Origin of the sequence: Streptomyces apocyni (assembly GCF_009739465.1) — a bacterium.
Taxonomy (GTDB): domain Bacteria; phylum Actinomycetota; class Actinomycetes; order Streptomycetales; family Streptomycetaceae; genus Streptomyces; species Streptomyces apocyni.
Window position 1 is genome coordinate 1 of record NZ_WHOM01000078.1, and the last position, 15,033, is coordinate 15,033.

General features: G+C 71.2%; 10 protein-coding genes, 1 tRNA gene and 1 pseudogene. 4 read left to right on the top strand and 8 right to left on the bottom strand.

Going from position 1 to position 15,033, the window contains the following annotated elements; genetic code table 11:
• Together GCN81_RS28520 and GCN81_RS28525 are read right to left on the bottom strand one after the other, a co-directional pair.
• The coding region (locus GCN81_RS28520) for a non-ribosomal peptide synthetase (RefSeq protein ID WP_156727437.1) at window positions 1-3,579 on the bottom strand (3,579 nt) is incomplete at its 3' end.
• Between the two features lie 248 nt (window positions 3,580-3,827).
• Window positions 3,828-4,040 carry an MbtH family protein gene (locus tag GCN81_RS28525; protein ID WP_156727438.1) on the bottom strand — a complete coding sequence of 71 codons (213 nt, stop codon included), beginning with the start codon at window positions 4,038-4,040 and terminating at the stop codon, window positions 3,828-3,830.
• A 1,079-nt stretch (window positions 4,041-5,119) separates the two neighbouring features.
• Here GCN81_RS28525 and GCN81_RS28530 point away from each other — a divergent pair.
• Window positions 5,120-5,832 (top strand): annotated as a pseudogene (locus tag GCN81_RS28530) (ISKra4 family transposase); the annotation flags it as partial.
• Window positions 5,833-5,914: 82 nt separating this feature from the next.
• On the opposite strand, the gene GCN81_RS28535 reads toward GCN81_RS28530, so the two are convergent.
• Window positions 5,915-5,988: transfer RNA gene (locus tag GCN81_RS28535), tRNA-Thr, on the bottom strand.
• Window positions 5,989-6,244: 256 nt separating this feature from the next.
• Here GCN81_RS28535 and GCN81_RS28540 point away from each other — a divergent pair.
• From GCN81_RS28540 to GCN81_RS28550, 3 genes are all read left to right on the top strand, one after another.
• The gene (locus GCN81_RS28540; protein ID WP_156727439.1) at window positions 6,245-7,381 is read left to right on the top strand and encodes an ABC transporter ATP-binding protein; all 1,137 of its coding nucleotides are present in this window, start codon (window positions 6,245-6,247) and stop codon (window positions 7,379-7,381) included.
• A 310-nt stretch (window positions 7,382-7,691) separates the two neighbouring features.
• A complete protein-coding gene (locus GCN81_RS28545) occupies window positions 7,692-8,105 on the top strand; it encodes a hypothetical protein (protein WP_156727440.1) in 414 nt (137 codons plus the stop codon).
• Between the two features lie 112 nt (window positions 8,106-8,217).
• Complete coding sequence (locus tag GCN81_RS28550; protein ID WP_156727441.1) at window positions 8,218-8,976, top strand: nucleotidyltransferase family protein; 759 nt, start codon at window positions 8,218-8,220, stop codon at window positions 8,974-8,976.
• 104 nt (window positions 8,977-9,080) lie between these two features.
• On the opposite strand, the gene GCN81_RS28555 is transcribed toward GCN81_RS28550, so the two are convergent.
• The 5 genes from GCN81_RS28555 to ispD form a co-directional block, all read right to left on the bottom strand.
• Complete coding sequence (locus GCN81_RS28555; RefSeq protein WP_231627046.1) at window positions 9,081-10,838, bottom strand: DoxX family protein; 1,758 nt, start codon at window positions 10,836-10,838, stop codon at window positions 9,081-9,083.
• Between the two features lie 122 nt (window positions 10,839-10,960).
• Window positions 10,961-11,905 carry a 23S rRNA (guanosine(2251)-2'-O)-methyltransferase RlmB gene (rlmB, locus tag GCN81_RS28560; protein ID WP_156727442.1) on the bottom strand — a complete coding sequence of 315 codons (945 nt, stop codon included), beginning with the start codon at window positions 11,903-11,905 and terminating at the stop codon, window positions 10,961-10,963.
• A gap of 140 nt (window positions 11,906-12,045) precedes the next feature.
• The gene (gene cysS / locus GCN81_RS28565) at window positions 12,046-13,458 is read right to left on the bottom strand and encodes a cysteine--tRNA ligase (RefSeq protein ID WP_156727443.1); all 1,413 of its coding nucleotides are present in this window, start codon (window positions 13,456-13,458) and stop codon (window positions 12,046-12,048) included.
• Between the two features lie 101 nt (window positions 13,459-13,559).
• A complete protein-coding gene (ispF, locus tag GCN81_RS28570; RefSeq protein ID WP_156727444.1) occupies window positions 13,560-14,081 on the bottom strand; it encodes a 2-C-methyl-D-erythritol 2,4-cyclodiphosphate synthase in 522 nt (173 codons plus the stop codon).
• A complete protein-coding gene (ispD, locus tag GCN81_RS28575) occupies window positions 14,071-14,865 on the bottom strand; it encodes a 2-C-methyl-D-erythritol 4-phosphate cytidylyltransferase (RefSeq protein ID WP_156727445.1) in 795 nt (264 codons plus the stop codon). Before ispD ends, ispF begins: the two co-directional genes overlap by 11 nt.
• Between the last annotated feature and the right edge of the window lie 168 nt (window positions 14,866-15,033).

Consider the following 15,033-nt stretch of genomic DNA (forward strand, 5'->3'; position numbering starts at 1 on the left):
CACGGCCTGCACCATCGCCCCGGCCTCCGGGGCGAGCCTGCTCCGGGCGGCCTCGGCCTCCCGCACCAGCACATCCCGCACCCCGTCACTGTCCAGGCCGGTGGTGTCCACCCGCTGGACGCACTCACGCGCCTGCACAGTGCCGCGCTCGGCGACCTCCAATGACCACACGTCACTGCCCGTACGTACGAGTCGGGCACGCAGCGCATCGTGGTGGTCCAGAACGGTCTGGAGCGCCGACGCGAGCCGGTCCTCGCCCAGCCCCGCAGGCAACCGCACCAGCATCGACTGGTGCGAGCCGTCGATCGGCCCGGGGCGTTCGCGGAGCCAGTGCATGATCGGTGTGAGCGGGATGTCGCCGATGCCCGCGTCCGGGTCTTCCACCACCGCGGTGTCGGCGGGCATCGCCACGCTGGCCAGGCCCGCGACAGTCTTGCGCTGGAACACATCACGCGGAGTGAACACCAGACCGGCCTTGCGGGCCCGGCTGACCAGCTGGATGGCCATGATGCTGTCGCCGCCCAGGTCGAAGAAACTGTCGTCGGCGCCGACGGCGGGCAGTCCGAGGACATCGGCGGCCAGCCCGGCGAGCAGCTTCTCTTCCGGGGTGTCCGCTGCCCGCCCGTTCACGGGCGCGTTCACGGGCGCGGGCAGCGCCTTGTGGTCGAGCTTTCCGTTGGGCGTGAGCGGCAGCGCGTCCAACGTCACGAAAGCGGCCGGAACCATGTGCTCCGGCAGGGTCGCCAGCAGCAGCTCACGCAGCCGCGCGCCCTCCGGCCGGGTCTCGGCGGCGGGCACCACGTAGCCGACCAGGCGCTTGTCGCCCGGCCGGTCCTCGCGGACGAGCACCGCGGACTGCGCGACACCCTCGCACGCGGCGAGTGCGGCCTCGATCTCGCCCAGCTCGATGCGGAAGCCCCTGATCTTGACCTGGTGGTCCGAACGGCCCAGGTACTCGAGGTTGCCGTCGTGCTGCCAGCGGGCGAGGTCGCCGGTGCGGTACATCCGCTCGCCCGGAGCCCCGTACGGGTTGGCGACGAAGCGTTCGGCGGTCAGGCCCGGACGGCCCAGGTAGCCGCGTGCCAGACCCGCGCCCGACACGTACATCTCCCCGGACACTCCGGGCGGGGTGGGGCGTAGCGCCTGGTCCAGGACGTGTACGCGCAGATCGGGGATGGCCTCGCCGATCACGCTGCCGCGGCCCGCGGCGGCGGTGGCCCGGTCCAGGGCGATGTGGCTGACGTGGACCGTGGTCTCGGTGATGCCGTACATGTTCACGAGGACCGGTGCGTCGGCCCGGTGCCGGGCGTACCACTCCTCCAGGCGCCACAGGTCAAGTGCCTCACCGCCGAAGACCACCGAGCGCAGCGCCAGGTCCGATCCCAGCCCCGGGTTGTCCTGGCCGGCGCGCATCAGCTGGTAGAAGGCGGACGGGGTCTGGTTGAGCACGGTCACCCGCTCGTCCACGAGCAGCCGCAGGAAGTCCTCCGGGGAGCGGCTGACGGTGTGCGGGACGACGACCAGGCGTCCGCCGTGCAGCAGCGGACCCCAGATCTCCCAGACGGAGAAGTCGAAGGCGTAGGAGTGGAACATCGTCCACACGTCGTCCGCGCCGAAGCCGAACCAGTGGTCGGTCGCGCCGAACAGACGCACCACGTTCTGGTGGGGGATCACCACGCCCTTGGGGCGCCCGGTCGAGCCCGAGGTGTAGATGACGTAAGCGGGGGCCAGGGGCGACAGAGGCGCGAGGCGGTCGGTGTCCGTCAGGTCGGTGCCGGACAGGCCGTCCAGCGTGTCCCTGACCTCCGGCGCGTCTAGGACCAGCAGCGCGGTGTCAGCGCCCTGCCCTGCGAGCACGTCGGCCAAGGGGCCGGTGGCCGTCTCGGCGGTGGTCAGCAGCAGGGACGGCCGGGCATCCGTGATCATGTAGGCGAGGCGGTCGGCCGGGTACGCCGGGTCCAGCGGCACGTACGCCCCGCCCGCCTTGAGCACGGCGAGCAGCGCGACGGCCATCTCCACCGAGCGGGGCAGGGCCAGCGCGACCAGCCGCTCGGGGCCGACGCCCTGCGCGACCATCAGCCGGGCCAGCCGGTTGGCCGCTTCGTTCAGCTGCGTGTACGTCAGCCGGGTGTCCTCGCAGACGACGGCGACCGCGTCCGGCGTACGGGCCGCCTGCGCCTCGAACAGCTCGCTCAGGGTGGCGGCCGGCACGTGCGGCGCCGGGGCCTGGGCCGGTGCCGCGGCGATCTGCTCGCGCTCGGCCGGGGTGAGCACGTCCACGCGGCCGAGCGGCTGGTCGGGCGCGGCCTGCGCCAGGTTCTCCAGGAAGTGCAGGAAACGCCGCTGGGCGGCGGCCAGTTCGTCGGGGGTGTAGAGGTCCGGGTTGGCGTCCACGTCGATCTGCAGGCCGCTGCCGTCGCCTCGGTCGTAGACGATGAAGGACATGTCGTCGGCCGGGCCGATGGACAGGTTGTGCGGTGTGCCGCGGTGGCCGCCGAAGCGCAGGTCGTAGGTGAACATCATGATGTTCACCTGCGGTCCGACCAGTCGCTCGTCCTCGCCGACCGCCTTCAGGTCGCGCCGCAGGTCCTCGTACCGGTACCGCTGGTGGCGCATGGCGCCGCGCATCTCTGCGGACGCGTGTCGCAGCAGCTCGGCGACGGTCATGTCGGCACGCGGGGCCAGCCGGAGCGGCAGCACGTTGGACACCATGCCGGGGGTGGTGCGCGCCTCGCGGCCCAGCCGGGTGGACACCGGCAGGCCGAGGGTGACCTCCGGCGCGCCGGTGAGCCGCTGGAGGTACGCGGCGACGGCCGCGAGCACGACCGGCGGCCAGGGGGAGCCCGCCTCGCGCGCGATGTCCCGCAGCCGCTCGACCGCCGACGCCTCCAGGTACTCGGTACGCCGCACCAGGGCGCGGGCCGTTGCCGGGTGCTGTGTGGACAGGCTCACCGGGGCGGAACGCTGGGCAAGGCGCTCCAGCCAGTAGTCGCGGTCGGTCTCGAACCGCTCCGACTCCCGGTACGCGGCATCGGCATCGACCAGGTCGCGCAGCGGCCGGAACGGGCTCGGCTCCGGCTCGGTGCCCTCGACCAGTGCGGTGTAGACGGCGGCGACGCGCTGGGCGATCAGCGCGACCGTGAAGCCGTCGACCAGCAGGTGGTGGTAGCGGTGCAGCCAGAACCAGCGGTCGGGAGCGGCCTTGAAGAGCGCGAACAGGAACAGCGGGCCCTGCGTCGGGTCGAGCGGGCGGGCGAAGTCGGCCCGCATCCACTCCTCGGCGGCTGCCTGCGGATCGGGGCGATCACTCACATCGACGTGGCACAGCTCCCACTGCGGCGCAGCCTCGATGACCTGGCGCGGCCCCGTCTCGTCCGCCACGAAGCGCGCCCGCAGGTTCTCGGCCTCCGCGACGACCTGCCGGAGTGCGGCTTCGAACAGGGAGCCGTCCACGGGGCCGTGGATCTCCAGGTACTCCCCGGTGTTGTAGACGGTGCTCTCCGGGTCGATCTGCTGAGCGAACCAAATTCCCGACTGAGCCGCGGTCAAGGGAAGCTGGAAGTCCTGGCTATGAGACATCAAGAATCACTCTCGATTGCGGTCGCTATATCTGGTTCATGACGAAGCTCTTCAGGCGCGTGCATGCCTTTGGCCGGTTGCCCGGCTCGATTGGCCCGGAGGCTCGGAGGCTCGGAGGCCCGGAGACAAAGGAATCCGGTAGCCGGGACCATGCATGGGGCGGCATGCCACCTGCGGGGAGCGGGGCGCTTCGGGCCTCGGCCCGGCGAAGAAGAAAGAGTGAGGGCGGCGCCTGGTCCGCTAGTCCGCTAGTCCGCCATCGCCTCGGCGAGGCTCTTCGGACGCATGTCCGTCCAGTTCTCATTGATGTAATCGGCACAGGCCTGCCTGCTGTCCTGGCCGTGCACGGCGCGCCAACCGTCAGGGATTTCAGCGAACGCGGGCCACAGCGAGTGCTGGTTCTCGTCGTTGACCAGGACGAAATATCTCGCGCTGTCATCCTCGAAGGGATTGGTCGCCACTTTCGGCCTTCCTTTCACTACCTGATATCCACATACCGGGCCCCGCAGAGCATCCCGAAAACCGTCGGTAGCTGGTTGAATCGGAGCGTGCGGCGGTGCGACCGTGATGATTGATAAGAGAGATCACTGACAGAAGTCAGCCGTCCGGCTGCTGAACGGATAATTCCGCTCCGCCCAGGCCCCCCTGAAGCGATGCTTTCCGTCAACGACCTGTCGGCCTCATCCTGGTAGGTACCCTAGGGAGCGCCAACCGCCGCGGACAGATCGAAGGCAACAAGTTGCCATCCGGCGATAGGTGCCATGGGAAAGTGCTGGATACGACTGCAGCAAATCTCCCCATCGATCGTGGACGCCTGTAGAACCGTATGTTCCGGAATTAGGCAGCGCTCTTCCCGCCCCTCCCCCTTCCTCCCTCGAAGAGTGCGTCGAGAGCGCCCGGTGCCGCGTGAAGACGGGCCCGATCGAGTACCCCACGGCGAGGGCCGCGCCCAGCCGACCCCTGCCTCCCGGCCGACGAGCCGCACCGGGCGCACCGGGCGCACCGGGCGCACCGGGCGCACCGGCATCCAGCCGCGGCCGCCCGTTGACGGTCAACTCCACTGAGAAACCGGCCCGGTCATACGCGCTGCGACTACGGAGCACCAGCGAGACCCGCAAGAGCAATCCCATTTCCATCACGAGGAGTTGCCCGACGAACGGGCGGATCGCTCAGGAAACGAGAGGACGGCACCGAACTGCCGACCCTCGCCGCAGCCGGATACCGCAATCCGTCCACCGCCCCCCAGGCACGGTCCTCAACCGCCGTCGAGCCTTCGGCGCGACGCTACAAACGATCCGCCCCGCGCACCTCACCCATGTCACCATCATGACAACACCGACCGCCCCCCTGCATGCTCCTGCCAGACCAAACAGAGGCAATACTGCCCCCCGCCCCGGCACGAGCGACCGCCCACCCCGTCCGACCGGAGAGCCGGCCGAGACCACCTGCCGGACGTCAATGGCGTGCTGTTCGACGCGTCCGGGACCCTGCTGCGGATTGAATCGGCGCAGAGCTGGCTTCACGGTGCGCTCGATGACCGCGGCATCGAGGCGCCCGACGAGGAAGTGCGCCTGTACGGCGAGCGGCTCGACGCAGCAGGGGCCGTACCCGGTGGCACGCCGCCCCGGGCGGTGCCGGAGCGGTTGGCTGCGGTGTGGCAGGAGCGCGACGGCAGCGAAGAGGCGCCGCGTACACCGGTCTGGCACGGCCCGGAAGGACAGCGGCGAACCTGGCGGGAGACGGTGCGGTGGGCAAACGCCGCCCCACCGAGCTGGTCCAGGCCGCGGCCGTCGGTATCGCTGCCTACTATGCGGCGAAGATCCCCACCCCGCGCACCCGCGAGATGCCGCTGGTCGTCCAGATCGACGGCACGGGAGTGGTGATGCGGCCCGAAGCCACCCGCCGGGCCGCGGCCAAGACCGCAGCGGCTGGACGGCGCGGACGACTGGCCCCCGGGGAGAAACTCCACCGCATCATCCACCCGCCCGGCGGCCGCAGCGAGCTCCGCACGCCACGGCCGGGCCCGACAGCACAGCGGAAATGGTGCACGCCTCGCTGGTCCGCCCGCCCCAGCAGGTGATCGCCGACGCCTTCGCCCAGGCCGAAGCCCGCGACCCGGGCCACCTGCGCGACTGGACCGTGCTCGTCGACGGAGCTACCCGACTTCGTGCACGTCGCCGAGTACTGCTGGACGGCCGCGCGGCCGCCGAGATGGCCGCCCAGGCAGCAGCCGAACGCCTCCCCGCCGCCCGAGCGGCTCGCTCCCGGCGCACCCGCCGTATCCGCTGAACGCAAAAGGCCCAGCTCAGACGCGGTCTGAGCTGGGCCAGGGCTGAGCCCCCTGTCGGATTCGAACCGACGACCTACGCATTACAAGTGCGTTGCTCTGGCCATCTGAGCTAAGGAGGCGCCGCGCACCGGCGAAGGCCGTGCGCAGAGGCTGCTCCACTGTACACAGAGCGCTATTCCCAGGGCCACGGGGTAATCCACGAGGTAGCCCGCAGCGTGATCCACGGGGTGAGGGGCCGGGCACTGGTGTGCGGCTTGCTACTGACATTCGGCGGGCGGCCAGGTAACGTCACGGCGAGTCCACTGGGGTGGACTACACCACTTTCCTTTACTCGGATCGTCCGGCACGTTCCTGCCGGTGAAGGGGGCCCTACCCATGGCCACTGTTTCGTTCGACAAGGCGACCCGGATCTACCCGGGTTCCGAGAAGCCCGCCGTCGACCAGCTGGAGATCGAGATCGAGGACGGCGAGTTCCTCGTCCTCGTCGGACCCTCCGGCTGTGGAAAGTCCACCTCCCTGCGGATGCTCGCGGGGCTCGAGGACGTCAACGGCGGAGCGATCCGGATCGGCGACCGCGACGTCACGCACCTGCCGCCGAAGGACCGGGACATCGCCATGGTGTTCCAGAACTACGCGCTCTACCCGCACATGACCGTCGCCGACAACATGGGCTTCGCGCTCAAGATCGCGGGCGTGCCGAAGGCGGAGATCCGGCAGAAGGTCGAGGACGCCGCGAAGATCCTGGACCTGACCGAGTACCTGGGCCGCAAGCCCAAGGCGCTCTCCGGTGGTCAGCGCCAGCGCGTCGCCATGGGCCGCGCGATCGTCCGTGAGCCGCAGGTCTTCCTCATGGACGAGCCGCTGTCGAACCTCGACGCCAAGCTCCGCGTCTCGACCCGTACGCAGATCGCGTCGCTGCAGCGCCGCCTCGGCATCACCACGGTGTACGTCACCCACGACCAGGTCGAGGCCATGACCATGGGCGACCGCGTCGCGGTGCTCAAGGACGGGCTGCTCCAGCAGGTCGACTCGCCGCGCAACATGTACGACCGCCCGGCCAACCTCTTCGTCGCCGGATTCATCGGCTCCCCCGCGATGAACCTGATCGAGGTGCCGATCACCGACGGCGGCGTGAAGTTCGGCAACTCTGTCGTCCCGGTCAGCCGCGAGGCACTGGCCGTCGCCGCCGACAAGGGCGACCGTACGGTGACGGTCGGCGTCCGCCCGGAGCACTTCGACATCGTCGAGCAGAACGGCGAGTTCGCGAAGTCGCTGAGCAAGGACACCGACGACGCACCGGCCGGAATGGCCGTCTCGGTGAACGTCGTCGAGGAGCTCGGCGCCGACGGCTTCGTGTACGGCACCGCCGAGGTCGACGGCGAGCACAAGGACCTCGTGGTCCGCGTCCACGGCCGCCGGGTGCCCGAGAAGGGCTCCCAGCTGCACGTCGTGCCGCGTGCGGGCGAGGCCCATGTCTTCGCGACGTCGACGGGTGAGCGCCTCACCGACTGACGGTCCCTGACACAGGCCAAACGGCCCCCGCACCCTTGGTGCGGGGGCCGTTTGCGCTGCCGTTGCCGAGCGCGCGGAGCCCGCGAGTCGACAAATACCCCGGCACACCGGCCATTTCGGTTTCGTACGTCAACCCACGACTCGAAAAACGCCATCGAACCGTCCCCCGACCGAGTGACTAAATGTCGCCAAATCATCACCGACCGCTACGCTCACTCGCGTACTCCTTCCCCGGCTCCCACTCCCGGCCCGACAACGCCGTCGGGCGGCGGCCGGGGCCACCCGGAATCGACACCGCGAGGAACACCCCTTGAACTCCACCGCCCGCCGTATCGGCCGCACCCTCGCTCTCGTACTCCCCGTTGTCCTGGTGCTGTCCGGAACGCTCGCCGTGACCCGAGTCGACTGGTCGGGCAACCCGCAGTCGACACTCACCGCCTCCTCCGAGGAGGTCTCCTCGCGCGCCAAGTCCCGTGCCCCACAGGACATTCTGCGCGAGAAGCTCCTCGACGAGCTGCAGGAGAAGGACCCCGGCGTCGCGCTCACCCACCTCCAGACGGAGGTCGACCGCCGACCGTCGCTCGCCGCGCACTGTGTCTCCATCGCCCGCGCGCTGGGCCGCGCCGCCGTGCAGTACTACGGTCCCACCCGTGCCCAGTCCTTCGCCCGCCCGGTGTGCGACACCGCCTTCGCCTCCGGGGTGGCGGCTCAGCAGCAGTCCTGAGCGGCGCCGCAGGGGCGTTGTGGGGCCCGTACGCGGCCCCTACGGGGCATCTGCGCGGCTTCCTGCGGGGTCCGCGCTCGGAGGCGCCGTGCGCGCCGCATAAGGTGCGGTCATGACCGGTGACCTCCCTGTACCCAACCACGCGGCAGCCACCCCGCTGTCCCACCCGACGCAGGCCGTCGTCCTGGCCGGGGGGCAGGGCTCGCGGCTGCGCCCGTACACCGACGACCGGCCCAAGCCGATGGTCGAGATCCCCGGCACGGGGACCCCGATCATCGGCCATCAGCTGTCCTGGCTCGCGGCCGAGGGCGTGACCGACGCGGTCGTCTCCTGTGGGCATCTGGCCGAGGTGCTCCAGGACTGGCTCGCGACGGCCGACCTGCCGCTGCGGGTCACCACCGTCGTCGAGAAGGAGCCGCTGGGCCGCGGCGGCGGCCTCAAGTACGCCGCCGCCCACCTGCCGCACCCGGACCAGCCCTGGTACGCCACCAACGGCGACATCTGGACCCGTTTCTCGCTGCGCGACATGGCCTCCTTCCACGCCGAGCGGGACGCCACGGCGACCCTCGCGCTGGCCCGCCCGCGCATCCCGTGGGGCGCCGTCGAGACGGACGACTTCGGCCACATCACGGACTTCATCGAGTCCCCGCCGACCTCGTACCAGATCAACGCGGGCGTCTACGTGTTCTCTCCCGCCTTCGCCTCGCTGCTGCCCGACCGCGGTGACCACGAGCGGACCACCTTCCCGCGCCTCGCCAGGGACCGCCGTCTGGCCGGGTACCCGCTGCCGCAGGGCGCGTACTGGCGGGCGATCGACACGGCGAAGGACCTGACGGAGGCCGCCAAGGAACTGGCCGCGCAGAACCGTTGAGCCACAGCTGACACCAGCGAAAAGCGAAGAAAGAGCAAGAAGAAAGAGCAAAAGGGGGCCCGGCACACGTCGCGTGTGCCGGGCCCTTCGCGCTACGGAACGCCTCAGCCGAGCAGGCCGCCCACCAGCCCCGGCTGGCCGCCCGAGCTCGTGCCACCGGAGGCGCCGTCGTCCGGACCGCCCGTGCTGGTCCCGCTGTCGGTGCTGTCGTCCGTGCCCCCGCTGGAGGTGGGCCCCGCGCTGGTCGACGGAGGCGGCGGTGGCGCCTGCTGCGGTGGCGGCTGCGGCGCCTCCTCGCCCGTCGTGCCCTGGGTCTGGCTGGGCTGGCTCTCGGTGGGCTGCTGCTCGGCCGCACCCGCCGTACTGGACTCCCTGGCCGCTTCCGGGGTCACTTGGGACGGGGTCGAGGGGCTGGTGGTGTTGCCCTGCGTGGGCCCTTGGGAGGCGGACGGGCGCAGGCTGCCAGGCTCGCTGGTCCGCGCGCCGGGCTCGCTGGGCAGCGGAGAGCCCGGCAGGACGTTACGCGGCGGCTCGCCCGGTCCCGGCACGATCACCCGCCCCGAGTCACGTACGGCACTGCCGAGCAGCGCCCCGAGCAGCAGCGTCAGACCGACGACGAGCGTGGCGATCAGGGCCCCGCGACGGAGCACCCGGCGGCGCAGCTCCCAGATCCCCGCCCGCGGTCCCAGCCTGCGCCAGGCCTCGCTGGCCAGCCGTCCGTCGGCCGAGTAGACCGGCGCCCCGGCGATGATCAGCGGGCTCCAGGCGGCGAGGTAGATGATGTCCGGCGTGTCGTAGACCGGTACGGACTTCCAGCTGACGGTGACGAGCAGCGCGGCGGACAGCAGGGCGCCCACCGAGGCGGCGAGCCGCTGCCAGAGACCGAGCACCGTGAGCACGCCGACGATGACCTGGAGGAAGGCGATGGTCAGCCCGGCGCCCACCGGGTGGGACAGGGCGAAGTCCCGCATCGGCTCGGCGAGCGTCCAAGGGTGCAGCGAGCTCAGCCACTTGACCATGGAGCCGCGCTCGCCGCCGTCGAAGTAGACGGGGTCGCAGAGCTTGCCCATGCCCGCGTAGATGGAGATGAATCCGAGGAAGACGCGCAGCGGCAGCAGCACCACGCCCAGGTTCATCCGCCGCCCGGGGTAGTACGCGTGCCGTACCGGGTCCGCGCCGCGCCTGCGGGCCACCACGGGCTCGTCGTCGTCCGCGTACGCGTCGGGCTCGTCGTACCCGTGGTCGGGTTCCGGCCTGAAGAGCCCCTCGGGGAACCCGGCGGCCGCGCCTGCGCCGGGCACCACGGGCAGGGCCCGGGTCTCGTCGCCGCTGGGGCCGCGCGGGCCGAAGACCTGCGGGGTCTCGATGGTCTGCGTGGCGTCGTCGTCGAAGCGCGGGATCAGCTGGGTCTCGTCCGCGTCGTAACCGTCCGCGTCGAACCCGTCCGCGTCGAAGGGCTCGTCATACGAGGCGCCGTGCCGTACCCCGGAGCTGCGTACGGCCTGCAGGAGACCGGTCGCCGCGAGGTCGCCCGGTTCGGACTTCCCGCTCCAGACGACCGGGGCGCGACGCCGTCCGGCCGCGGCTGCGCCCGCCACGACTCCCCCGACGGCCCCTGCCGCGCCCCCCGCCGCGGCCACGGGAATCCGGGCCGTGTGCGCCGGGACGGCGCCCGCCAGAGGTCGGGTGATACGCGGGGACCGGGGCTGCTGCGCGGCGGGGAGCTGCACGCGGAAGCTGGCGTGATTGACGATGACCTGCGCCGGGTCGCACGGAACCTTCACCATGCTCAGCGCGGGGCCGTCGTCGAATCCCGAGGGTCCCCCCGTGGGTGTGCGGGGCGTTCTGGTGTCCACACTCATCTAACCGAGTGATCTGTGTTTAGGACACTGCCTTGACCCGCTGGAATCTGTCCGGGCCGCGTCAAGGCCACCGGGGCCGTATGGGCGAACCCCGATGCCCCCGCTCAGCCGCGGTGCTCGGGTCAGCCGCGGTGCCGGGCCGCCTCGTACAGCACGACGCCCGCCGCCACACCAGCGTTGAGCGACTCGGTGCCGCCCGGCATCGGAATGCGCACCAAGTAGTCGCAGGTCTCACCGACCAGCCGGGACAGACCCTTGCCCTCACTGCCGACCACGATCACGACCGGCCCGCGCAGCGCGTCCAGTTCACCGACCTCGTGCTCGCCGTCCGCGGCGAGCCCGACCACGGCGACGCCCGCCTTCTTGTACGCCTCAAGGGCACGGGTCAGGTTGGTCGCCCGGGCCACCGGCGTACGCGCGGCGGCCCCGGCCGAGGTCTTCCAGGCGCCCGCCGTCATTCCGGCGGCACGCCGCTCCGGCACGACGACACCGTGGCCGCCGAAGGCGGACACCGAACGCACCACGGCGCCCAGGTTCCGCGGGTCGGTCACGCCGTCCAGGGCGACGATCAGCGGGTCCTCGCCCTCGTCGAAGGCGGCGGCCGCGAGGTCCTCGGGGAACGCGTACTCGTACGGCGGGACCTGCATGACCAGGCCCTGGTGGTTGAGCCCGTTGGTCATCCGGTCGAGCTCGGGGCGCGGCGCCTCCATGAGGTTGATGCCGCCGCGCTCGGCCGCGAGCTGCAGCGCCTCGCGCACCCGCTCGTCGTTGTCGATGAACTGCTGCACGTACAGCGTGTTCGCGGGTACGCCCTCGCGCAGCGCCTCGACCACCGAGTTACGCCCGACGACCAGCTCGGAGGCGCCCTTGCCGCCGCGCCGCGCGACCGGGCGGCGGGCCGCGGCCTTCTTCTGGGCGGTCGCGACGCGGTTCTTCTTGTGCTTCTTGCGCATCTCGGCGGGCGGGGTCGGGCCCTTGCCCTCAAGGCCGCGGCGGCGCTTCCCACCACTGCCGACCTGCGCGCCCTTCTTGTTGGACGTACGGCGGCTGCTGCTGCTCCCGGCCATGACCTACCTGATTCCTGTTTCTGCTGCGCTGCTGCTTCTGCTTCTTTTTGACGCTTCTGCCGCTGCTTCTGCGAATGTGCGTTACGTGTCTAGGGAAAGTGTGCCTTCCCCGTGGCCCTGGTGGCACATGGAGCGGTGGCTCAGCGCGCTCCGAGACTCCAGCGCGGCCCGTCCGGGCCGTCCTCGATGACCAGTCCTGACCTGTTCAGCTGGTCGCGGATGGCGTCCGCGGTGGCCCAGTCCTTGCGCTCCCTGGCCGCCTCGCGCTGCCGCAGCACCAGGTGTACGAGGGTGTCGACGGCGTCATGCAACGTCTGCGCCGCACCGGCCTGGGCGCTGCCGCCCTCGCCCGCCCAGTGCGGGTCCAGCGGGTCAAGCCCGAGCACACCGAGCATGGCCCGCACCTCGGCGAGGTGCTGGACGGCGGCGTCCTTGTCGTCGGCGGCGAGGGCGGAGTTCCCGTGCCGGACCGTGGTGTGCAGCACGGCGAGCGCCTGCGGGACACCCAGGTCGTCGTCCATGGCCTCGGCGAAGGCGGCCGGCACCTCGGCGGCGGGCTCGACGGCCCCGGCCTTCTCGACGACGCGCTGGACGAACCCCTCGATCCGCGCGAACGCGGACTCGGCCTCGCGCAGCGCCTCCTCGCTGTACTCGATCATCGAGCGGTAGTGCGGCGTGCCCAGGTAGTAGCGCAGGACGATCGGCCGCCAGCGCTGGACCATCTCGCTGACCAGTACGGAGTTACCCAGCGACTTGGCCATCTTCTCGCCCGCCATGGTCACCCAGGCGTTGTGCATCCAGTACCCGGCGAAGTCGTCGCCGTACGCCTTGGCCTGCGCGATCTCGTTCTCGTGATGCGGGAAGACCAGGTCGAGGCCGCCGCCGTGGATGTCGAAGGCGGCGCCCAGGTACTTGTGGGCCATCGCCGAGCACTCCAGGTGCCAGCCGGGCCGCCCACGGCCCCACGGGGTCTCCCAGCTGGGCTCGCCCGGCTTGGCGGCCTTCCACATGGCGAAGTCTCGCGGGTCGCGCTTGCCCGTCTCGCCCTCGCCCGAGGGCTGGAGCAGGTTGTCCAGCTCCTGGTTGGAGAGCTGGAGGTAGCCGTCGAAGGAGCGCACGTCGAAGTAGACGTTGCCATCGGCGGCGTAGGCGTGGCCGCGCTCGATGAGGCCGCGCATCATCTCCACCATCTCGGTGATGTGCCCCGTGGCGCGCGGCTCATAGGTGGGCGGCAGGCAGCCGAGCGCGTCGTACCCCTCGTTGAAGGCGCGCTCGTTCTCGTACCCGATCGACCACCAGGGGCGGCCCTGGTCGGCCGCCTTGGCGATGATCTTGTCGTCGATGTCGGTGACGTTCCGCACGAAGGTCACGTCATAGCCGCGGTAGGTGAACCAGCGACGCAGGATGTCGAAGTTCAGCCCCGACCTGATGTGCCCGATGTGCGGGGCTGCCTGCACCGTCGCGCCACACAGATAGATCGAGACGCAGCCCGGGACGAGCGGGGAGAAATCACGGATCTGCCGGGCGCTGGTGTCATACAGCCGAATAGTCACGCGACCAGGGTAGTGCGCTCACGGCAGTGCCCCGCGCCGCCTGTGGATAACCGTCACCCGCACGTCTGGACAACCGTCACCCGCACGTCGCCGCTCCCCGGTCAGCCGCGCACCACCAGGGCCGTGGCGATCGCCGCCAGGCCCTCCGCGCGCCCGGTGAGTCCGAGGCCGTCCGTGGTGGTCCCGGAGACCGAGACCGGCGCGCCCACGGCGGCGGAGAGCGTCTTCTGCGCCTCGTCCCGCCGCTTGCCGACCTTGGGTCGTACGCCGATCACCTGAATGGCGACGTTGCCGATCTCGAATCCCTCGGCCCGGACGATCCGCGCGGCCTCGGTGAGCAGGGCGACTCCGGACGCTCCGGCCCACTCGGGCCTGCCGGTGCCGAAGTGCGCCCCGAGGTCGCCGATTCCGGCCGCCGAGAAGAGCGCGTCGCAGGCGGCGTGTGCGGCGACATCCCCGTCGGAGTGCCCGGCGAGACCGTAGCGCTCGCCCTCCCACAACAACCCGGCGCACCACAGCTCACGGCCTTCTTCGAAGGCGTGTACGTCCGTGCCGACGCCGACCAGCGGGAGCCGCGGGGGCGGGGCCTGTGTCTCAGAAGCCGCCGGTGTCTCAGAAGCCATCGTTGGCCCTCCTGCGTGCGAGTACGGCCTCGGCGAGGGTCAGGTCCAGCGGCCGGGTGACCTTGAAGGCCTCCTCGTGCCCTGGCACGACCACGACCTGGACGCCCAGTTGCTCAACCATGCCCGCGTCGTCGGTGGCGCCCTCGCCGTTCAGGGCGACCTGCTCATGGGCGCGGACCAGGGTCTGCCGGTCGAAGCCCTGCGGGGTCTGTACGGCGCGCAGCCGGGCCCGCTCGGGCGTCGCCACGACCGGCTCGGGCGCGCCGGGAACCGTCGCGGGTTCGACCTGCTTGACGGTGTCGGCGACGGGCAGCGCGGGAACCACGGCCGGGGCTCCGCCGCGTACCGCCTCGATGACCGCGTCGACCGTGTCGACGGGCACCAGCGGGCGGGCCGCGTCATGCACCAGGACCTCGGTGATGCCGGGCGGCAGTACGTCGAGACCGGCCCGTACCGACTCCTGGCGGGTGTCGCCGCCGGGCACGACCACGTAGTCGGTGGTCTCGGGCAGCGCGTGGGCGTCGAGGAGGTTCTTGACCTCGGTGGCGCCGTCGCGCGGCGCCACCACGACGACCAGCGAGACGCCGCGGGAGTCGGCCATCGCTCGTACGGCGTGGATCAGCATGGGCAGACCGCTCAGCGCTCGCAGCGCCTTGGGGGCGCCGGGGCCGAGGCGTACTCCGCGGCCCGCCGCGGGGATGACCGCGGCGGTGGCGCGCCCGGGGGTGGGCACGGCGGCGGGCCCGGCGGTAGGCCGCTCGGAAGCGTGGGATTCGTCTGACATCTGGTGCGCGTTCAGGTTTGTGTCCTCAGCCGACGTGGGTATGGCCTGGGGGTACCCCCTGGTCGAGCGACGTCGAGGCCGTGGGGGAGTGCCGGGCGGAAGCCTTTGACCGGACCCTTCCGTGACAGCCGGTCGAGCGCCAGCGTCGGAGCCCGGCACATCAGGCAG

What these genes read in the sequence shown, in the direction of transcription:
- GCN81_RS28540 (WP_156727439.1), top strand. Translation starts at nt 6,245, where the DNA reads ATGGCCACTGTTTCGTTCGACAAGGCGACCCGGATCTACCCGGGTTCC.
- GCN81_RS28550 (WP_156727441.1), top strand. Translation starts at nt 8,218, where the DNA reads ATGACCGGTGACCTCCCTGTACCCAACCACGCGGCAGCCACCCCGCTG.
- GCN81_RS28555 (WP_231627046.1), bottom strand. Translation starts at nt 10,838, where the DNA reads ATGAGTGTGGACACCAGAACGCCCCGCACACCCACGGGGGGACCCTCG.
- rlmB (WP_156727442.1), bottom strand. Translation starts at nt 11,905, where the DNA reads ATGGCCGGGAGCAGCAGCAGCCGCCGTACGTCCAACAAGAAGGGCGCG.
- ispF (WP_156727444.1), bottom strand. Translation starts at nt 14,081, where the DNA reads ATGGCTTCTGAGACACCGGCGGCTTCTGAGACACAGGCCCCGCCCCCG.
- ispD (WP_156727445.1), bottom strand. Translation starts at nt 14,865, where the DNA reads ATGTCAGACGAATCCCACGCTTCCGAGCGGCCTACCGCCGGGCCCGCC.